At 60.8% G+C, this 15,135-nt stretch carries 14 protein-coding genes and 1 pseudogene; 10 read left to right on the forward strand and 5 right to left on the reverse strand.

The features are described 5' to 3' along the window. Positions 1 to 88: 88 nt before the first annotated feature. From SIDU_RS16835 to SIDU_RS16850, 4 genes and pseudogenes are all read right to left on the reverse strand, one after another. A complete protein-coding gene (locus SIDU_RS16835) occupies positions 89 to 718 on the reverse strand; it encodes an RlmE family RNA methyltransferase (RefSeq protein WP_050983528.1) in 630 nt (209 codons plus the stop codon). Between the two features lie 28 nt (positions 719 to 746). Further along, the gene (locus tag SIDU_RS16840) at positions 747 to 1,511 is read right to left on the reverse strand and encodes an IS6-like element IS6100 family transposase (protein WP_001389365.1); all 765 of its coding nucleotides are present in this window, start codon (positions 1,509 to 1,511) and stop codon (positions 747 to 749) included. Further along, on the reverse strand, positions 1,477 to 1,827 hold the full coding sequence (locus SIDU_RS16845; RefSeq protein ID WP_148663265.1) for a hypothetical protein: 351 nt from the start codon (positions 1,825 to 1,827) through the stop codon (positions 1,477 to 1,479). Before SIDU_RS16845 ends, SIDU_RS16840 begins: the two co-directional genes overlap by 35 nt. After that, positions 1,824 to 2,105: pseudogene (locus SIDU_RS16850) on the reverse strand (recombinase family protein); the annotation flags it as partial. The pseudogene SIDU_RS16850 and the gene SIDU_RS16845, both read right to left, overlap by 4 nt. 62 nt (positions 2,106 to 2,167) lie before the next feature. Between SIDU_RS16850 and SIDU_RS16855 the strand changes: the two are divergent. Next, positions 2,168 to 2,932 carry an IS6-like element IS6100 family transposase gene (locus SIDU_RS16855; protein ID WP_001389365.1) on the forward strand — a complete coding sequence of 255 codons (765 nt, stop codon included), beginning with the start codon at positions 2,168 to 2,170 and terminating at the stop codon, positions 2,930 to 2,932. Here the strand turns inward: SIDU_RS16855 and SIDU_RS20115 are convergent. Next, positions 2,904 to 3,689 carry an ROK family transcriptional regulator gene (locus SIDU_RS20115; protein ID WP_073507167.1) on the reverse strand — a complete coding sequence of 262 codons (786 nt, stop codon included), beginning with the start codon at positions 3,687 to 3,689 and terminating at the stop codon, positions 2,904 to 2,906. The genes SIDU_RS16855 and SIDU_RS20115 overlap by 29 nt on opposite strands. Positions 3,690 to 3,883: 194 nt before the next feature. On the opposite strand from SIDU_RS20115, the gene SIDU_RS16865 reads away from it, so the two are divergent. From SIDU_RS16865 to eda, 9 genes are all read left to right on the forward strand, one after another. Continuing rightward, positions 3,884 to 6,142, forward strand: coding sequence for a TonB-dependent receptor (locus SIDU_RS16865; RefSeq protein ID WP_007683004.1), 2,259 nt, complete (start codon positions 3,884 to 3,886; stop codon positions 6,140 to 6,142). Positions 6,143 to 6,448: 306 nt separating this feature from the next. After that, a complete protein-coding gene (locus tag SIDU_RS16870) occupies positions 6,449 to 7,282 on the forward strand; it encodes a DUF1868 domain-containing protein (RefSeq protein ID WP_007683002.1) in 834 nt (277 codons plus the stop codon). Positions 7,283 to 7,286: 4 nt separating this feature from the next. After that, positions 7,287 to 8,162, forward strand: coding sequence for an acid phosphatase (locus SIDU_RS16875; RefSeq protein ID WP_233431846.1), 876 nt, complete (start codon positions 7,287 to 7,289; stop codon positions 8,160 to 8,162). A 22-nt stretch (positions 8,163 to 8,184) separates the two neighbouring features. Next, on the forward strand, positions 8,185 to 9,480 hold the full coding sequence (locus SIDU_RS16880; RefSeq protein WP_007682999.1) for a sugar MFS transporter: 1,296 nt from the start codon (positions 8,185 to 8,187) through the stop codon (positions 9,478 to 9,480). A 69-nt stretch (positions 9,481 to 9,549) separates the two neighbouring features. After that, positions 9,550 to 10,995: a glucose-6-phosphate dehydrogenase gene (zwf, locus tag SIDU_RS16885; RefSeq protein ID WP_007682998.1), complete on the forward strand. Its 1,446-nt coding sequence runs from the start codon at positions 9,550 to 9,552 to the stop codon at positions 10,993 to 10,995. After that, positions 10,988 to 11,659, forward strand: coding sequence for a 6-phosphogluconolactonase (locus SIDU_RS16890; protein WP_007682996.1), 672 nt, complete (start codon positions 10,988 to 10,990; stop codon positions 11,657 to 11,659). The genes zwf and SIDU_RS16890 overlap by 8 nt, the downstream gene beginning before the upstream one ends. Next, positions 11,656 to 13,476 (forward strand): phosphogluconate dehydratase, encoded by a 1,821-nt coding sequence (edd, locus tag SIDU_RS16895; protein ID WP_007682994.1) that lies wholly within the window; start codon positions 11,656 to 11,658, stop codon positions 13,474 to 13,476. Before SIDU_RS16890 ends, edd begins: the two co-directional genes overlap by 4 nt. Beyond that, a complete protein-coding gene (locus SIDU_RS16900) occupies positions 13,473 to 14,480 on the forward strand; it encodes a glucokinase (protein ID WP_007682993.1) in 1,008 nt (335 codons plus the stop codon). Before edd ends, SIDU_RS16900 begins: the two co-directional genes overlap by 4 nt. Next, positions 14,480 to 15,091: a bifunctional 4-hydroxy-2-oxoglutarate aldolase/2-dehydro-3-deoxy-phosphogluconate aldolase gene (gene eda / locus SIDU_RS16905; protein ID WP_007682991.1), complete on the forward strand. Its 612-nt coding sequence runs from the start codon at positions 14,480 to 14,482 to the stop codon at positions 15,089 to 15,091. Before SIDU_RS16900 ends, eda begins: the two co-directional genes overlap by 1 nt. Positions 15,092 to 15,135 lie beyond the last annotated feature (44 nt).

Below are 15,135 nucleotides of genomic sequence, written 5' to 3' on the forward strand. Positions count from 1 at the left end.
ATGGGTCCAGCCCCGCCATGCTCCTGCCTTCGCAGGAACACGGGGTTATTTCAATGGCTTGGCGTAACGATCGGTCGGCTCCGCCCGATCAGCCTTCTTCGGGCCGCCCCTTGAAGCCTTGGGCCACGACATACCATTCGACGCTGCCCTTGCGGCTGGCGGGGGGCTTGGCGTGCTTGATCGTGGTGAAATGCCTCTTGAGGATGGCCAGCAGGTCGGCGTCGGTGCCGCCCGCGAACACCTTGGCCACGAAAGTGCCGCCCTTGCGCAGGTTTTCGACGGCGAACATCGCCGCCGCCTCAACCAGGCCCATGGTGCGCAGATGGTCGGTCGCCGCATGGCCGACGGTGTTGGCCGCCATGTCGGAAATGACGAGATCGGGCGCGTCGCCCAGCGCCTCGGCCAGCAAGGCGGGCGCCTTGTCGTCCATGAAGTCCATCTGGAACAGGGCGACGCCCGGAATGGGATCGGTCGGCAGCAGGTCGATGCCCACCACCTTCGCCTTGGGGCAGAGTTTCCGCACCACCTGCGCCCAGCCGCCCGGCGCCACGCCCAGGTCGACCACGGCGCGGGAACCCTTCAGGAAATGGAACTTCTCGTCCAGCTCGATCAGCTTGAAGGCGGCGCGGCTGCGCCACCCTTCCGCCTTGGCGCGGCGGACATAGGGGTCGTTCAACTGTCGTTCGAGCCAGGGCTCTGTTGCAAAGATTGGCGGCAGTCAGAGGTAGGCTGTCGCTCTGCGCCGATCAGGCGGCTGCTGCGAAATGGTGGTTGAGCATGCCCATGGCCTCCGTCAGCGCCGAGGGCCCAATGCCAAAAGCTCTCTCCACAAGGCGCACCTCGCCCCTGATGCCGGGCTGCAGGCACCAGGGGCGAGCCTGTCCTTTGCGCAGGGCTCGCATGACTTCGAATCCCTTGATCGTGGCATAGGCCGTGGGGATCGATTTGAAACCGCGCACCGGCTTGATCAGTATCTTGAGCTTTCCGTGATCGGCCTCGATCACGTTATTGAGATACTTCACCTGCCGGTGGGCCGTCTCCCGGTCCAGCTTTCCTTCGCGCTTCAATTCGGTGATCGCTGCACCATAGCTCGGCGCTTTGTCGGTATTGAGCGTGGCAGGCTTTTCCCAGTGCTTCAGGCCTCGCAGGGCCTTGCCCAGGAACCGCTTCGCTGCCTTGGCGCTGCGGGTCGGCGACAGGTAGAAATCGATCGTGTCGCCCCGCTTGTCGACTGCCCGGTACAGGTAGGTCCACTTGCCCCGCACCTTGACGTAGGTTTCATCCAGGCGCCAGCTCGGATCAAAGCCACGCCGCCAGAACCAGCGCAGCCGCTTCTCCATCTCCGGGGCGTAGCACTGGACCCAGCGATAGATCGTCGTATGGTCGACCGAAATGCCGCGTTCCGCCAGCATTTCCTCAAGGTCGCGATAGCTGATCGGATAGCGACAATACCAGCGCACCGCCCACAGGATCACATCACCCTGGAAATGGCGCCACTTGAAATCCGTCATCGTTCCGTCCGTCCAATCTCCGCCAAGCATGCTCAAGCTTCACGATTTTTGCAACAGAGCCCCATGTGCCATCACGCGGATAATCGCGGAGGATGGCCGCGATTGCATATAGGCCGCCAGGCCCCTTCCATCCCAGGACAGCTTGATTGTGGGCGCTCTTTTCGGGCGGCACATCGGAGAAAAGCTCGCGAGCATCGTCCAGCGTGGGCGCGGCCCCGTCCTGCAACAGGAAATAGTCGCTGCAACGGTTGTACAGGTCTGCAACGTCTGCGGCGTCCGCTTGGGTAAGTTTGATCGGGGCTCCCGTCATCATCATCGCGTTTTGGCAGCAAGCGCGCGCTGACCGTAATCCCGGAGTTCCCCGTTGGGACCGACATAGCGGTAGAGAGTGACGCGCTCGATCCCGAGTTCCTTGCAGAGGTCGGAAACGGACGTGTCGCGTTGGGCCATAGCAGCCTGAGCGAGCCGCACCTGGGCCTTGGAGAGGGCGAACTTGCGGCCACCCTTGCGTCCCCTCGCGCGGGCAGCGGCCAGGCCAGCCATGGTGCGCTCGCGGATCATATCCCGCTCAAACTCCGCCAGTGTGGCAAAAATGGGCTCTGTTGCAAAAATCGTGAAGCTTGAGCATGCTTGGCGGAGATTGGACGGACGGAACGATGACGGATTTCAAGTGGCGCCATTTCCAGGGTGATGTGATCCTGTGGGCGGTGCGCTGGTATTGTCGCTATCCGATCAGCTATCGCGACCTTGAGGAAATGCTGGCGGAACGCGGCATTTCGGTCGACCATACGACGATCTATCGCTGGGTCCAGTGCTACGCCCCGGAGATGGAGAAGCGGCTGCGCTGGTTCTGGCGGCGTGGCTTTGATCCGAGCTGGCGCCTGGATGAAACCTACGTCAAGGTGCGGGGCAAGTGGACCTACCTGTACCGGGCAGTCGACAAGCGGGGCGACACGATCGATTTCTACCTGTCGCCGACCCGCAGCGCCAAGGCAGCGAAGCGGTTCCTGGGCAAGGCCCTGCGAGGCCTGAAGCACTGGGAAAAGCCTGCCACGCTCAATACCGACAAAGCGCCGAGCTATGGTGCAGCGATCACCGAATTGAAGCGCGAAGGAAAGCTGGACCGGGAGACGGCCCACCGGCAGGTGAAGTATCTCAATAACGTGATCGAGGCCGATCACGGAAAGCTCAAGATACTGATCAAGCCGGTGCGCGGTTTCAAATCGATCCCCACGGCCTATGCCACGATCAAGGGATTCGAAGTCATGCGAGCCCTGCGCAAAGGACAGGCTCGCCCCTGGTGCCTGCAGCCCGGCATCAGGGGCGAGGTGCGCCTTGTGGAGAGAGCTTTTGGCATTGGGCCCTCGGCGCTGACGGAGGCCATGGGCATGCTCAACCACCATTTCGCAGCAGCCGCCTGATCGGCGCAGAGCGACAGCCTACCTCTGACTGCCGCCAATCTTTGCAACAGAGCCTGCCATAGCGCCCGCGCCACAGGTCGCCGTTCAGCATGAGACCACCGCCGACGCCGGAACTGAGGTAAAGATACGCAAAGCTCGGCGCCCAGCGACCAACGCCCAGCATGCCTTCGGCAAGCGTTGCGGCGTTACCGTCGTTCTCCGCAAATACGGAGCAGGCGAGCCTTGTCCGAAGGATGTTCTCCACGTCAATTCCGGCCCACTCTTCAAGATAGCTCGGCGTGTTGAAAGATCGCGCATCGATGAACGAGCCAGCGATGCTGATACCAAGGCCGACAAAGCCACCGCGCCGAACGTCTTCCCCGAGGTCGCCTCGCATCTCACCCTCGATCCACTCGGCAACATTTTCCACGCCCATGGTACGGGGATGAGCCTTGCGCCGGGCTACCACCTCACCGGCAAAGTTCATCACCACGAGCGATGCCGTTCCAGCGGTGATCGACACGCCAATTGAATGGGCGAAGTCTCCGACGAGCTTGAGCGCCGAGGTTCGATATCCCTTTGCGCCGCTCACCTTTTCGCCGGCAGCGACCATCTGCCGGTCCGTTAATCCACCCACGATGCGTGAGATTGACTGCTGAGTCAGATCGAATGCATTGACCAAGTCGCCCTGCGTGGTGCTGCCAGCGCGGAATAGCGCGTCAAGCACAGCTCGCTCGCTGTTCATCAGCTTCGCAAAAGAGGGATCGTTCTCGGACATTTTGCCAGCAATTCTCCTGTCACCCTAGGTGATTGCACCTGTCGCGCGTGGAAACAACAGCGCCTTCACAAAAATAATGTCATAAGACTTACACTTTATGAGTGTATTTGTGCCGCATTGGTGGCATAGAGGCTGCCAAGCGGACTTGCGGCGAGTGATTTCGACGCATCCATACCGTGCTAAAGGAGGATCAAATGTCTGGAAATCGCTCAAACTTCGTGCGTTTGACGAGCACAGCCTGCACTGCAGCGATGATCGCTATGGCGTTCGGCTCGCAAGCTCATGCCCAGGCCGCTGCACCGCCTGTCGCCGAAGGCGCGACCGAAACAAGCGACATCGTCGTCACGGCTACGCGTCGCGCGGAGCCTCTCCAGAAGGTCCCGATCGCAATCTCGGTCGTTGGTGGGGACATCTTGCGTTCCGAAAATCGCGCCGGCCTGCAGGGGATTTCGACGATCGTCCCATCTCTGAATTTCCGTAACACGGCATCGGCCAAGGATCAGGCGCTCTTCATCCGAGGTCTTGGTACGGTATCGACCTCGCCCGGCGTTGAGCCCACGGTTTCAACCGTGATCGACGGCGTGGTTCTCGCGCGTCAAGGTCAGGCCAGCATGGACCTGATGGATATCGATCATATCGAAGTCCTGCGCGGCCCGCAGGGAACCCTCTTCGGAAAGAACGCTTCGGTCGGTGCGGTAAACATTGTCACGCGCGCGCCCGGCGATGAATTCCACGGGTTTTTCGACCTTGGATATTACACGGGCGGCGACGAGTGGAGGGCTCGCGCGGGTGTTTCCGGTCCGCTGGGCGAAAAGGTCGCATTCAGCCTTACCGGCGCCTATTCTCACTACGATGGCAATGTGACGAACGTGTTCGACAACAGCACGGTCAACGGCTTCCGCAACGCCGGTGTGAGGGGCAAGCTCCAGTTCAAACCTACCGAAGACCTCACCATAACGCTCATCGGCGATTATGCCGATGCACGGAACACCACGCCCCAGGGCGTTGTCTCATCGACGACACTGATCGCATATCCGACGAACGCCGTGACCAGTTTCCCTGCGTTCGCGACGGCGGTTGCGCCGGTTGTACCAAGCGCGGAAAACCGTTCAATTAACTCCAATTACTTCACCAACGCCGAGGACAAAAATTACGGCCTGTCTGCCCAGATCGATTGGAACATTGGAGACTACACGCTCACCTCCATCACCGCATGGAGAGGGTGGAAGAATGACCAAGCGCAGGATCAGGATCGTCTGCCGCGTGCGACGACCGCCTTTGCCCAGCAACACGACATCGGCAATCTGCACTTCGATCAGTATTCTCAGGAGTTGAGGCTCGCATCTCCGAAGGGCCAGTTCATCGACTATCAGGTGGGTCTCTTCTACTTTCAGGGAGACGATACGGAACGCTATCAGCGGACGACCACGCTAGGCACCGGCGCGAGCTTTGTTGGTGTCGCCAACTATAGTGTTTCCAACAAGAGCTATGCTGGCTTCGGCGAAGCGAATCTGCACTTTACCGAACGGTTTCGCGGAACGCTTGGCGGGCGGGTTACGCGGGATGAGCTAACTTACTCCTTTGCCCGAACCTCGACCTCGCCCACACCGGTCACCGGCATCCAGACTGCGTTTACGGCGGGTGGAAATACGAGCAACACCGGATTCTCGGGTCGTGCGGGCGTGCAGTACGACCTTACGCCTAAGGCGATGGCCTATTTCACCTATGGTCGCGGCTACAAAGGCCCCGCCTACAACGTCGCCTTCAGCATGTTGCCCCAGGACACGTCGGCACTGAGCCCGGAGACATCCAATTCATTTGAAGTCGGCCTGAAGTCGCGCTTCTTCAACGATATGCTCCGTTTCAACATCGCAGCTTTCCTGGACAAGTTCAAAAACTATCAGGTCAATTTCTTCGACACGTTCAACGGATCGCCGGTCACGCGCCTGATCAATGCTGGTAGGGTCTCGACGCGAGGTGTCGAAGTCGATGTGGCCCTTCAGCCGTCGCGAGCTTTCACGCTGTCCGCCGGTGGCGCCTACACTAACGCCCGCGTCGACAATTTCACCTGCCCTGTGGGTGCAGCCGCGTCGTGCCAGATCAATGGTCAGCCGCTGCCCTATGCGCCGAAATGGAAGGGCAACGTCCGCGCGAGTTACGAAATTCCGCTGAGCGGCGACCTTTCGATCCGCCTGACCACCGACGCAAATGCGCAAAGCGAGGTCCAGTACAGCATCAACCAGACGCCAACGACTGTGCAGAGCGCGTTTGGAATCTGGAACGCTTCACTCGGTCTGCTGGGCGGCGATCATTGGGAGTTCAACTTTGTCGTGAAGAACATCACAGACAAGTCCTATTCCACCAACTTGGGCACGTTCGGCCAAGGCGTAGTCCGCTTCGTTCCGCGGGATGATCGTCGTTATGTCGGCGCGAACTTCCACCTTGCATACTAGGGCTAGGTGGGGGTGGGTCGCCGGGCTCAGGCTTCGAATAAACACTCCCCCCTGACGGGGGAGTCAAACCCTCGGGTTACCGGCACATACTGCCCTCAGATTCGATGGACCGACACTGCAAGTTTGGTCTTCGGGCCGATGCTTGAATGTGACGGTTTCATGCCACGGCAGCCAGCCTTCGAGAAAATTTGTCTGCCGTGCCCGGAAACGAGACTGTCAACGCATCTACCGAATTACAGACGATCAGATGCAGGCGATTTCCGTTGGTCAAAGTTCAATTTTCGGTTCTCGCTGGGAACGCGCATCATGCTCCCCAGCCAGACAGACAACAGCGAAGAAACCGCACAGATGAAGATGCATTCAACCGACCGTCGCAATTTTCTCGGACTCATGGCTGCGGGAGCCACGGCGGTTGTAGGCGCGCCCGTCTCCGCGAGACAGGTTCGTTCGAAATTTCCCCCAGACGTCGGGTCGAAATTCTATGCTGACGGCCGCGTCCACCCATTTCCGGGCAACACTGTCATTTGCCATGTTCCCCAGCAAGGGGAGCACTCCGGCTGCTTCAACGCGCTTTTGGACATCTATCGGGAGGCTCCGGCACATCCGTTCGTTCGCAAGATCACGCTACTTCCGCCGTCGAGCTACCATATGACGATATTCGGTGGAGCGAATGACAAGCCCCGCGAGCGCAAATCCTGGCCAGCCGATCTTCCGATCGACATGCCGATCGAGCGGTGCACCGAAATCCTTGCGGAACGGCTCAAGGCGGCTCGCCTTGGATGTAGCCTGCCCATAAGGATGAAAGTCGATCCCTCCCAAGACCCGACGAACGGGGCTCCCCTCACGCTACGGCTACTTCCAGTCGATGAGGCAGAACGTGGCAAGCTCGCAGACCTCCGCCGCGCGATCGCAGATGTGACCAAAGTCCCAATCCCGACGCCAGACACTTACCGCTTCCACATCTCTCTGGGCTACTTCGTCGCCTGGCTGACCGCGGCTGAGCAGATCACATTTGCGAGGACTTTCAACCGCTGGGCCCAGCAACTCGCATCGAAGTCGCCGGTGATCACGCTGGGAGCACCGGAATTCTGCTCCTTCGACGACATGTTCGCCTTTCACCGCATCATCTATCTGGGATAGGCACATGGCATCCCTCGATCATTCGCCGCCAACTGTCGGCCGCCCCGGTTGCCACTCTTCGATGGCAAAATGGGCTTTGCGGTCGGCAATCGTATGTATCGCTAGCCTAGCGATCTATACAGCGTCGGGCGCTCGCGAGCCGAAATCGGCCGCCACGTACTTACCGGCGACGCCGTTCAGCATCATCGATGTCATACCGCCAGCTCCTGTGGTTGGCGACCCGCGTTACGAGGCCGATCGCGCCATCTTCCTGAAGACCAGAGCCCTCCAAAATAGCGATCGCTGGCGCTTGGCAACTCGAGATGTGAGCGAAAAGCCGGGTGACCTCCTGCGAGACTTCAGCTGTGCTGCCGGGTTGAGTCTGACACCCGAGAAGGCACCACGGCTCACCGCCCTCCTGGTTGCCGCCGCCGCTGACACGGCGCGGGTCAACAATGAGGCCAAGAACCGCTTTCAGCGCGCCAGACCCTTTAAGATCGACGCTGGACCAATCTGTCAGCCAGCCGCCGAGGTTACGAACAGCTACGACTATCCCTCGGGTCACACGACGCGCGGATGGACGTGGGCTACATTGCTTGCACAATTGCTGCCGGAGCGTGCGGTTCCAATTCTCGCACGCGGTCGCGCCTATGGTGAGAGCCGTGTTGTGTGCGGCGTTCACAATGCGAGTGCGGTCGAAACGGGACGTCTATCCGCGTCGGTCACACTGACAGTGATGCAGCGCAACCCCCGCTTTCAGGCAGACATGCGGGCCGCTCTTCGCGAGCTCGACCTGCTGAAACGGCGAAGCAGTGCGAATGCACTGGCCTGCGGTCCGAACGAACAGATCATTCCGTCAATATTCACGCCGCGACACCAGCCGGAGCCAGTCGGCCCCTGACGTCCTGCGAGAGGAGAGAGTTATGCAGTTGAACGTCGAAGCCATTACATCGACGGATCCCGTGGCCGCAGACGGATCGCCCGACAACGGTGTCGATGCTCCGGATCTCCGCATCTTCGTCTTTGCTCTCTTTCTGGTGTTCGGTGGCATCACCAGTCTGAACGACGTCATCATTCCGAAGCTGAAGGACTTGTTCACGCTCAGCTACGCTCAAGCCATGCTTGTGCAATCGGCCTTTTTCGCAGCCTACTTCCTGATCTCGGTGCCGGCAGCGGCAATCGTGCGGCGCTTTGGCTATATGACGACCGCATCGATCGGCCTTTTGACAATGACGGCGGGCTGTCTGCTGTTCATCCCGGCAGCTGCGTCCGCCACTTTCGACGTATTTCTGTTTGCACTCTTCGTATTAGCAGCCGGGATCACCACAGTTCAGGTCGTGGCCAACCCGCTCATTTCGCTTCTCGGCCCGGCACGCACGGCCAGCAGTCGCCTGACCTTCGCTCAGGCGTTCAATTCGCTCGGCACGACCATTTTCCCGATCGTGGGTTCGATACTCATCCTCGGCTCGCTGAACGAAGTGAACGTAGCGACGCTGTCGGGGGCCGCGCTTGACGCATATCGCGCTGCCGAATCTCAGGTGGTGGTGAAAACCTATCTCGGTTTGGCTGCGGCTCTCATGATCGTTGCCGGAGTGGTCTGGCTTCGACGCGGACGGCTCGCGAATACGGTCACGGACGACACCCCGATATTGCGCGCTTTTAATCTGCTCCGCCAGCGGCGCTTCTCTTTCGGCGCTCTGTGCATCTTTCTTTACGTGGGTGCCGAAGTCGCGATCGGTTCGCTGATCGTCAGCTACCTTACGCAAACGGACACTCTCGATCTCGGCCAGGAAGCGGCCGGACAGCATGTCGCTTTTTACTGGGGTGGCGCCATGGTGGGCCGTTTTGTGGGCGCAGGCATTCTGCGCGTCATCAACCCGGGCAAGGTGCTGGCGAGTGTCGCCACCGCCGCGATCCTTCTTATCCTCATCTCGGCCAACACCGTCGGTACCATCTCCGGATGGGCATTGCTGGCGATCGGCCTGATGAACTCGATCATGTTCCCGACGATATTCACGCTGGCGAGCGCTGGTTTGGGCAAGCGTGCCGCCGAAGGTTCCGGGGTCATTTGCATGGCGATCGTAGGCGGCGCGATTATTCCGCCCCTTACCGGGCAGATGGCCGACATTTCCGGCTTGCGCGCATCGCTGCTGATTCCGGCCATCTGTTACGCCGTCATCGTCGCTTTCGGATTGATTTCCCGGAAGCCGAATTTCTGAGCAGCACAAAATCTCGCGCGCGCGGAGCACGGCGCAGGCCGCCGGCGTAAGCGATAAAAGGAAGATCTGATGCCTACGCTATTGCTCTTCGGAGCAACCGGAGACCTGTCACAGCGTATGTTGTTACCATCGCTGTTCGGCCTTGAGGCCGACGGTCTGTTGCCACCTGATATGCGGATCATCGGAACGGCGCTCAGTTCGATGAATGACGAGGAATTTCGTGCGCTGACCTCCGACGCGCTTGAACGAACGGTCGAAAGCACTCGCCTCGACCCGGCGACTCTCCAGCGATTCTCGGGAAGGCTGGAGTATGTCGATGTTGACGCGCGAGAAGAGTCTGGGTTTGCCAGGCTTGCCGATAGGATCGGGCCGGATCGAAGAGGTCTCTCGATCTTCCTGTCAACAGCACCATCGCTCTTCAGACCAACGATAGAAGGATTGGCGGGCGCCGGCCTAACTGTCGATGGTGCGCGGATCGCTCTGGAGAAGCCGTTAGGCAAGGACCTCGTCAGCTCAACGCAGATCAACGATGCGGTCGCCGAGTTCTTCTCCGAGGAGCAGACGTTTCGCCTTGACCATTATCTCGGAAAGGAGACTGTCCAGAATCTCCTCGCGCTGCGTTTCGGCAATACGCTTCTGGAGCCGATGTGGAATGCGCAGGGCATCGAGCATGTCCAGATATCGGTCGCGGAAACTGTTGGCCTAGAGGGGCGTGTCGGCTTCTACGACGGCGCCGGCGCACTTCGCGACATGGTTCAGAACCACATGCTCCAACTCCTCGCGTTCGTCGCGATGGAGCCACCGTCCAGTTACAATGCCCAAGCTATCCGGGATGAGAAAGTGAAGGTGTTGCGGGCACTCCGACGTATCACGGCGGAAGATGTCAAGAGCCACACCGTCGCCGGTCAATATCGATCTGGTGCTATCGCAGGCGCGGTGGTGCCCTCCTATTGCGACGAGCTTGGATGCGGCTCCGACACCGAGACTTTCGTCGCGATTAAAGCCCACATCGACAATTGGCGCTGGAAGAACGTCCCGTTCTATCTGCGGACGGGAAAGCGGCTTCCGATCCGGCAATCGAAGATCGTCGTACAGTTTCGCGGGGTACCCCATTCGATCTTTGAAACACGGGGCACCGCTCTCAAGCCAAACCGGCTCATCATCCGTCTACAACCCGAAGAAAGCATCAGCCTACTGATGATGGCCAAGCAGCCCGGCCTCGATAGAGATGGGATTCAGCTTCGTGAAGTGCCGCTAGACCTTTCACTGACCACGGCCTTTTCCGGTGAGCGGCGGCGCATCGCCTATGAGCGGCTTCTCCTTGATCTGATCGAAGGCAACCCGACGCTCTTCGTTCGGCGTGACGAGGTCGAGGCGCAGTGGGAGTGGATCGATCGCATCCGGTTCGGTTGGCAGGCATCGGCGTCTGATCCCAAGCCCTATGCTGCTGGCACCTGGGGACCGTCCGCCGCAATTGCTTTGACCGAGCGAGACGGGGTGAGCTGGCATGACTGAGTGCCTGATCGAAATCGTCAATCACGCATCACCCGCCGCCGCGGCAAGGATCGTGGCCGAAGAAGCCGCGACGTGGATCGCTATGTGCGCGATGGAGGGGGCGAGCACGGTGGTGCTGCCCGGTGGGCGCTCGCAAATCGCGATGCTCGCTGACTTGGCGTCCTATCATCTCCCTTGGAATCGGATCACAATCACAACGACCGACGAGCGGCAGGTGCCCGCCGACCATCCTTTGTCCAACATCGGCAGCTTACAGCGGATCTTCGAAGGCAGATGCGGATCTGCTGCCAACTTTGTCGCTCTCGACCGTGCGGGGGCAGCCAGCACCATTCGCTTCCCATTCGATTTGGTGATTCTGGGTATGGGTGCTGACGGCCATATCGCTTCACTCTTTCCCGGTTCGACCCTCGACGGCGATGATCCTCGTCAGCTCATAGAAACGATGCCGGACCCGGTGCCGATCAACGCGCCGGTTCCCCGACTCAGCTGGAATTTGACCGCGCTTACGCAAACGAACCGGACTCTGCTCGTCTGCGCGGGAAAAGCAAAACGAGCTGCATTGGAGCGCGCGCTCACTTCGTCAGAACCAAGCCCTCTCGGAGCTTTCCTTCGCCGAGCGCGAGGCATGGTCACGGTGCACTGGGCCGAGGATCAGATCGCATGACACTTCAACCGACCATTTCAGCCGTCACGGACAGGGTAATCGAACGCTCTCGGTCCTCGCGGACCCGCTATCTCGATTTGATTGCGCGCGAGCGCGATAGCGGCGTCGATCGCCCAAACCTGTCATGCGGCAATCTCGCACACGGATTTGCAGCCAGTGGCGAGGACAAGCCGGTGATCCGCGACGGCAAGGCGATGAACATCGGCATCGTCACGGCCTATAACGACATGCTCTCGGCGCATCAGCCCTATGGCCGCTATCCCGACCAGATGAAGATCTGGGCGCGCGAGGCGGGGATCACCGCGCAGGTCGCGGGCGGCGTCCCCGCGATGTGCGACGGCGTCACCCAAGGCCAGCGCGGCATGGAACTGAGCCTGTTCAGCCGCGACACTATCGCGCTGTCGACCGCGGTCGCGCTCAGCCATGGCATGTTCGAGGGCGCGGCGCTGCTCGGCATCTGCGACAAGATCGTGCCCGGCCTACTGATCGGGGCGCTGCGCTTCGGCCATCTGCCGACGATCCTGGTGCCGGCCGGGCCGATGCCCTCGGGGCTCGCCAACAAGGAGAAGCAGCGCGTCCGCCAACTCTACGCCGAAGGCAAGGTCGGCCGTGCCGAGCTGCTGGAGGCCGAGAGCGCCTCCTATCATGGCGCGGGCACCTGCACCTTCTATGGCACCGCCAATTCCAACCAGATGATGATGGAGGTGATGGGCCTCCACATACCCGGCGCCGCCTTCGTCAACCCGGGCACGAAATTGCGGCAGGAGCTGACCCGCAAGGCGGTGCACCGGCTGGCCGAGATCGGCTGGGACGGCGGCGACTATCGCCCGCTGGGCCAGTGCGTCGACGAGAAGGCGATCGTCAACGCAGCGGTCGGCCTGCTCGCCACCGGCGGCTCGACCAATCATGTCATCCACCTGCCCGCCATCGCCCGCGCCGCCGGCATCCTGATCGACTGGGACGATATCGATCGGCTGTCGGCCGCGGTGCCGCTGATCGCGCGGGTTTATCCCAACGGGTCGGGCGACGTGAACCATTTTCAGGCGGCGGGCGGCATGGCCTACACCATCTCGACCCTGCTCGATGGCGGCCTGCTTCACCGCGATCTGATGACAGTATCGACCGGCGATTTGACCGAATATGCACGCGAGCCAATGCTCGACGGCGACGCTCTGGCTTGGGCCGACGCGCCCGCCAACTCGCTCGACGAGACAATGCTTCGGTCTTACGACGCACCCTTCCTGCCAGATGGTGGGATGCGGCTCGTCACAGGGAACCTGGGCCGGGCTACCTTCAAGACCAGCGCGGTCGATCCCGCTCGCTGGACGATCGAAGCGGCCGTTCGAATTTTTGAAGATCAAGATCAAGTGGCCGCCGCCTTTAAAGCGGGCGAGTTAGATCGGGACGTCGTTGTCGTCGTGCGGTTCCAAGGGCCCCGTGCAAATGGAATGCCTGAGCTTCACAAGCTCACACCTTTGCTTGGCGTGTTGCAGGACAAGGGCTTCAAGGTCGCACTCGTCACAGATGGACGCATGTCTGGAGCGAGCGGCAAGGTTCCTGCAGCGATCCATGTCACCCCGGAAGCAATGGGCGGAGGACCATTGTCGCGTTTGCGCGATGGCGACGTTGTGCGGCTCGATGCAGTCGCAGGCTGTCTCGAAGTGAGACTGGCGCCGATCGTCTTCGAGGGACGTGCCCCGGCCGCACCGCCGATTGCCGGAAGCGGCACAGGGCGGGAACTGTTCGGGTTCATGCGGGTCGGTGCCAACGACGCAGAACAGGGTGCCTCGGCGATGCTGGCCGGTGCAGATCTATGAGCGCCAGTCCCATCGTGACGGCAGCACATGCGCAAAAGTGCGACGTCGTAGCCGTCGATATCGGCGGAACCCATGCCCGCTTCGCCATCGCGATGGTCGAAGATGGTCGTGTCAAGTCGCTCGGCGCGCCGACTACCTTGAAAACCGCGGAGCACGCGAGCTTCCAGACTGCTTGGCAAGCCTTTGCAGCGCTCAATACCACCCCGTTACCGAGGGCCGTGGCTATCGCGTTCGCAGGCCCGGTGTCGGGCGAAGTTCTCCAATTGACGAATAGCCATTGGGTCGTGCGACCAGCACTGATCCCCGAACGCCTCGACGTGGACGACTACATTGTCGTGAACGACTTCGGGGCAGTGGGGCATGCCGTCGCGCAAGCCGAGCCTGACGATTTCGTTCACCTATGCGGTCCCAAGCGGGCGACGCCGGTCAACGGCGTAATCTCGATCATCGGGCCGGGCACCGGCCTCGGCGTTGCGCAGTTGATGCGCGATGGCGCCGCCTACCGGGTGGTCGAAACCGAAGGCGGACACGGCGATTTTGCCCCACTCGACGGGTTCGAGGATGGCCTACTCGCAGCGATGCGACAGCAAACGCGCCGAGTGTCTGTCGAGCGGATAGTATCCGGACCCGGCATTCGCGCTCTCTATGAAGCCCTCGCCCGCGTCGAGGGTCACGTCATCGAAGCGCCCGACGACAAGGCACTCTGGACCGCGGCACTCGATGGTAGCGACCCGCTGGCAATTGCTGCGCTGGACCGCTTTTGCATGACGCTTGGCTCAGTCGCCGGAGACATCGCGCTCATACAGGGCGCCTCGGCAGTGGTGATCGCAGGAGGTCTGGGCGCACGCCTCGTCAACCATCTTCCGCATTCCGGATTTGCCGAGCGCTTCGCAGCCAAAGGCCGTTTCGAGACGATGCTGCGCGACATGCCCGTCAAACTGATCACGCTCTCAGAGCCGGGGCTATTCGGTGCCGCGGCAGCCTTCGCAAGGACGCACATATAATGACTATCGATGAAATTATGCGCGTGTCGCCGGTCATCCCGGTGCTCATCGTCGACGATGTAGCGACGGCGATACCGATTGCCGAAGCCCTCGTCGCGGGCGGCCTGCGAGTGCTCGAGGTGACATTGCGAACGCCATGTGCCATCGAAGCCATCGCCGAGATGGCGAAGGTCGAAGGCGCAATCGTCGGGGCCGGGACTGTGCTCAATCCTAAAGGCCTTGACGCCGCGCTTAGTGCCGGCGCGCGCTTCATCGTATCGCCGGGCCTAACAGATCGCTTAGCCCACGCCGCCCTTTCCAACAGAGTACCCTTCCTCCCTGGGATATCCTCCGCCGGAGACCTGATGCGCGGGCTTGATATGGACCTTCGCCATTACAAATTTTTCCCTGCGGCAACATCTGGTGGAATCCCTGCGCTGCGGGCGCTTGCGGCCCCCTTCGGCAATGCGCTCTTCTGTCCGACTGGCGGCATCTCTCAAGCATCTGCCAGCGATTGGCTGGCCGAACCTCATGTCGCCTGCATTGGTGGGAGTTGGCTGGTCAAAAACGGTGTAGCCGACGTGCGTGCAATCGCGGACGCGGCCTCGCTAACACGCAAAAGCACAATGTAGAGCGTGCAGGTGGCACTTATAAACGACAGCCAGACCTTGCCACT

It is taken from the genome of Sphingobium indicum B90A (genome assembly GCF_000264945.2).
In the GTDB taxonomy this organism is placed as follows: Bacteria; Pseudomonadota; Alphaproteobacteria; order Sphingomonadales; family Sphingomonadaceae; genus Sphingobium; species Sphingobium indicum.

Excerpts from the sequence above, each read along its gene's own strand:
- SIDU_RS16900 (WP_007682993.1), top strand. The coding sequence starts at position 13,473 with ATGAGCGCCAGTCCCATCGTGACGGCAGCACATGCGCAAAAGTGCGAC.
- SIDU_RS16880 (WP_007682999.1), top strand. The coding sequence starts at position 8,185 with ATGCAGTTGAACGTCGAAGCCATTACATCGACGGATCCCGTGGCCGCA.
- SIDU_RS16890 (WP_007682996.1), top strand. The coding sequence starts at position 10,988 with ATGACTGAGTGCCTGATCGAAATCGTCAATCACGCATCACCCGCCGCC.
- SIDU_RS16845 (WP_148663265.1), bottom strand. The coding sequence starts at position 1,827 with ATGATGATGACGGGAGCCCCGATCAAACTTACCCAAGCGGACGCCGCA.
- zwf (WP_007682998.1), top strand. The coding sequence starts at position 9,550 with ATGCCTACGCTATTGCTCTTCGGAGCAACCGGAGACCTGTCACAGCGT.
- eda (WP_007682991.1), top strand. The coding sequence starts at position 14,480 with ATGACTATCGATGAAATTATGCGCGTGTCGCCGGTCATCCCGGTGCTC.
- SIDU_RS16865 (WP_007683004.1), top strand. The coding sequence starts at position 3,884 with ATGTCTGGAAATCGCTCAAACTTCGTGCGTTTGACGAGCACAGCCTGC.
- edd (WP_007682994.1), top strand. The coding sequence starts at position 11,656 with ATGACACTTCAACCGACCATTTCAGCCGTCACGGACAGGGTAATCGAA.
- SIDU_RS16875 (WP_233431846.1), top strand. The coding sequence starts at position 7,287 with ATGGCATCCCTCGATCATTCGCCGCCAACTGTCGGCCGCCCCGGTTGC.
- SIDU_RS16840 (WP_001389365.1), bottom strand. The coding sequence starts at position 1,511 with ATGACGGATTTCAAGTGGCGCCATTTCCAGGGTGATGTGATCCTGTGG.
- SIDU_RS20115 (WP_073507167.1), bottom strand. The coding sequence starts at position 3,689 with ATGTCCGAGAACGATCCCTCTTTTGCGAAGCTGATGAACAGCGAGCGA.
- SIDU_RS16870 (WP_007683002.1), top strand. The coding sequence starts at position 6,449 with ATGCTCCCCAGCCAGACAGACAACAGCGAAGAAACCGCACAGATGAAG.
- SIDU_RS16855 (WP_001389365.1), top strand. The coding sequence starts at position 2,168 with ATGACGGATTTCAAGTGGCGCCATTTCCAGGGTGATGTGATCCTGTGG.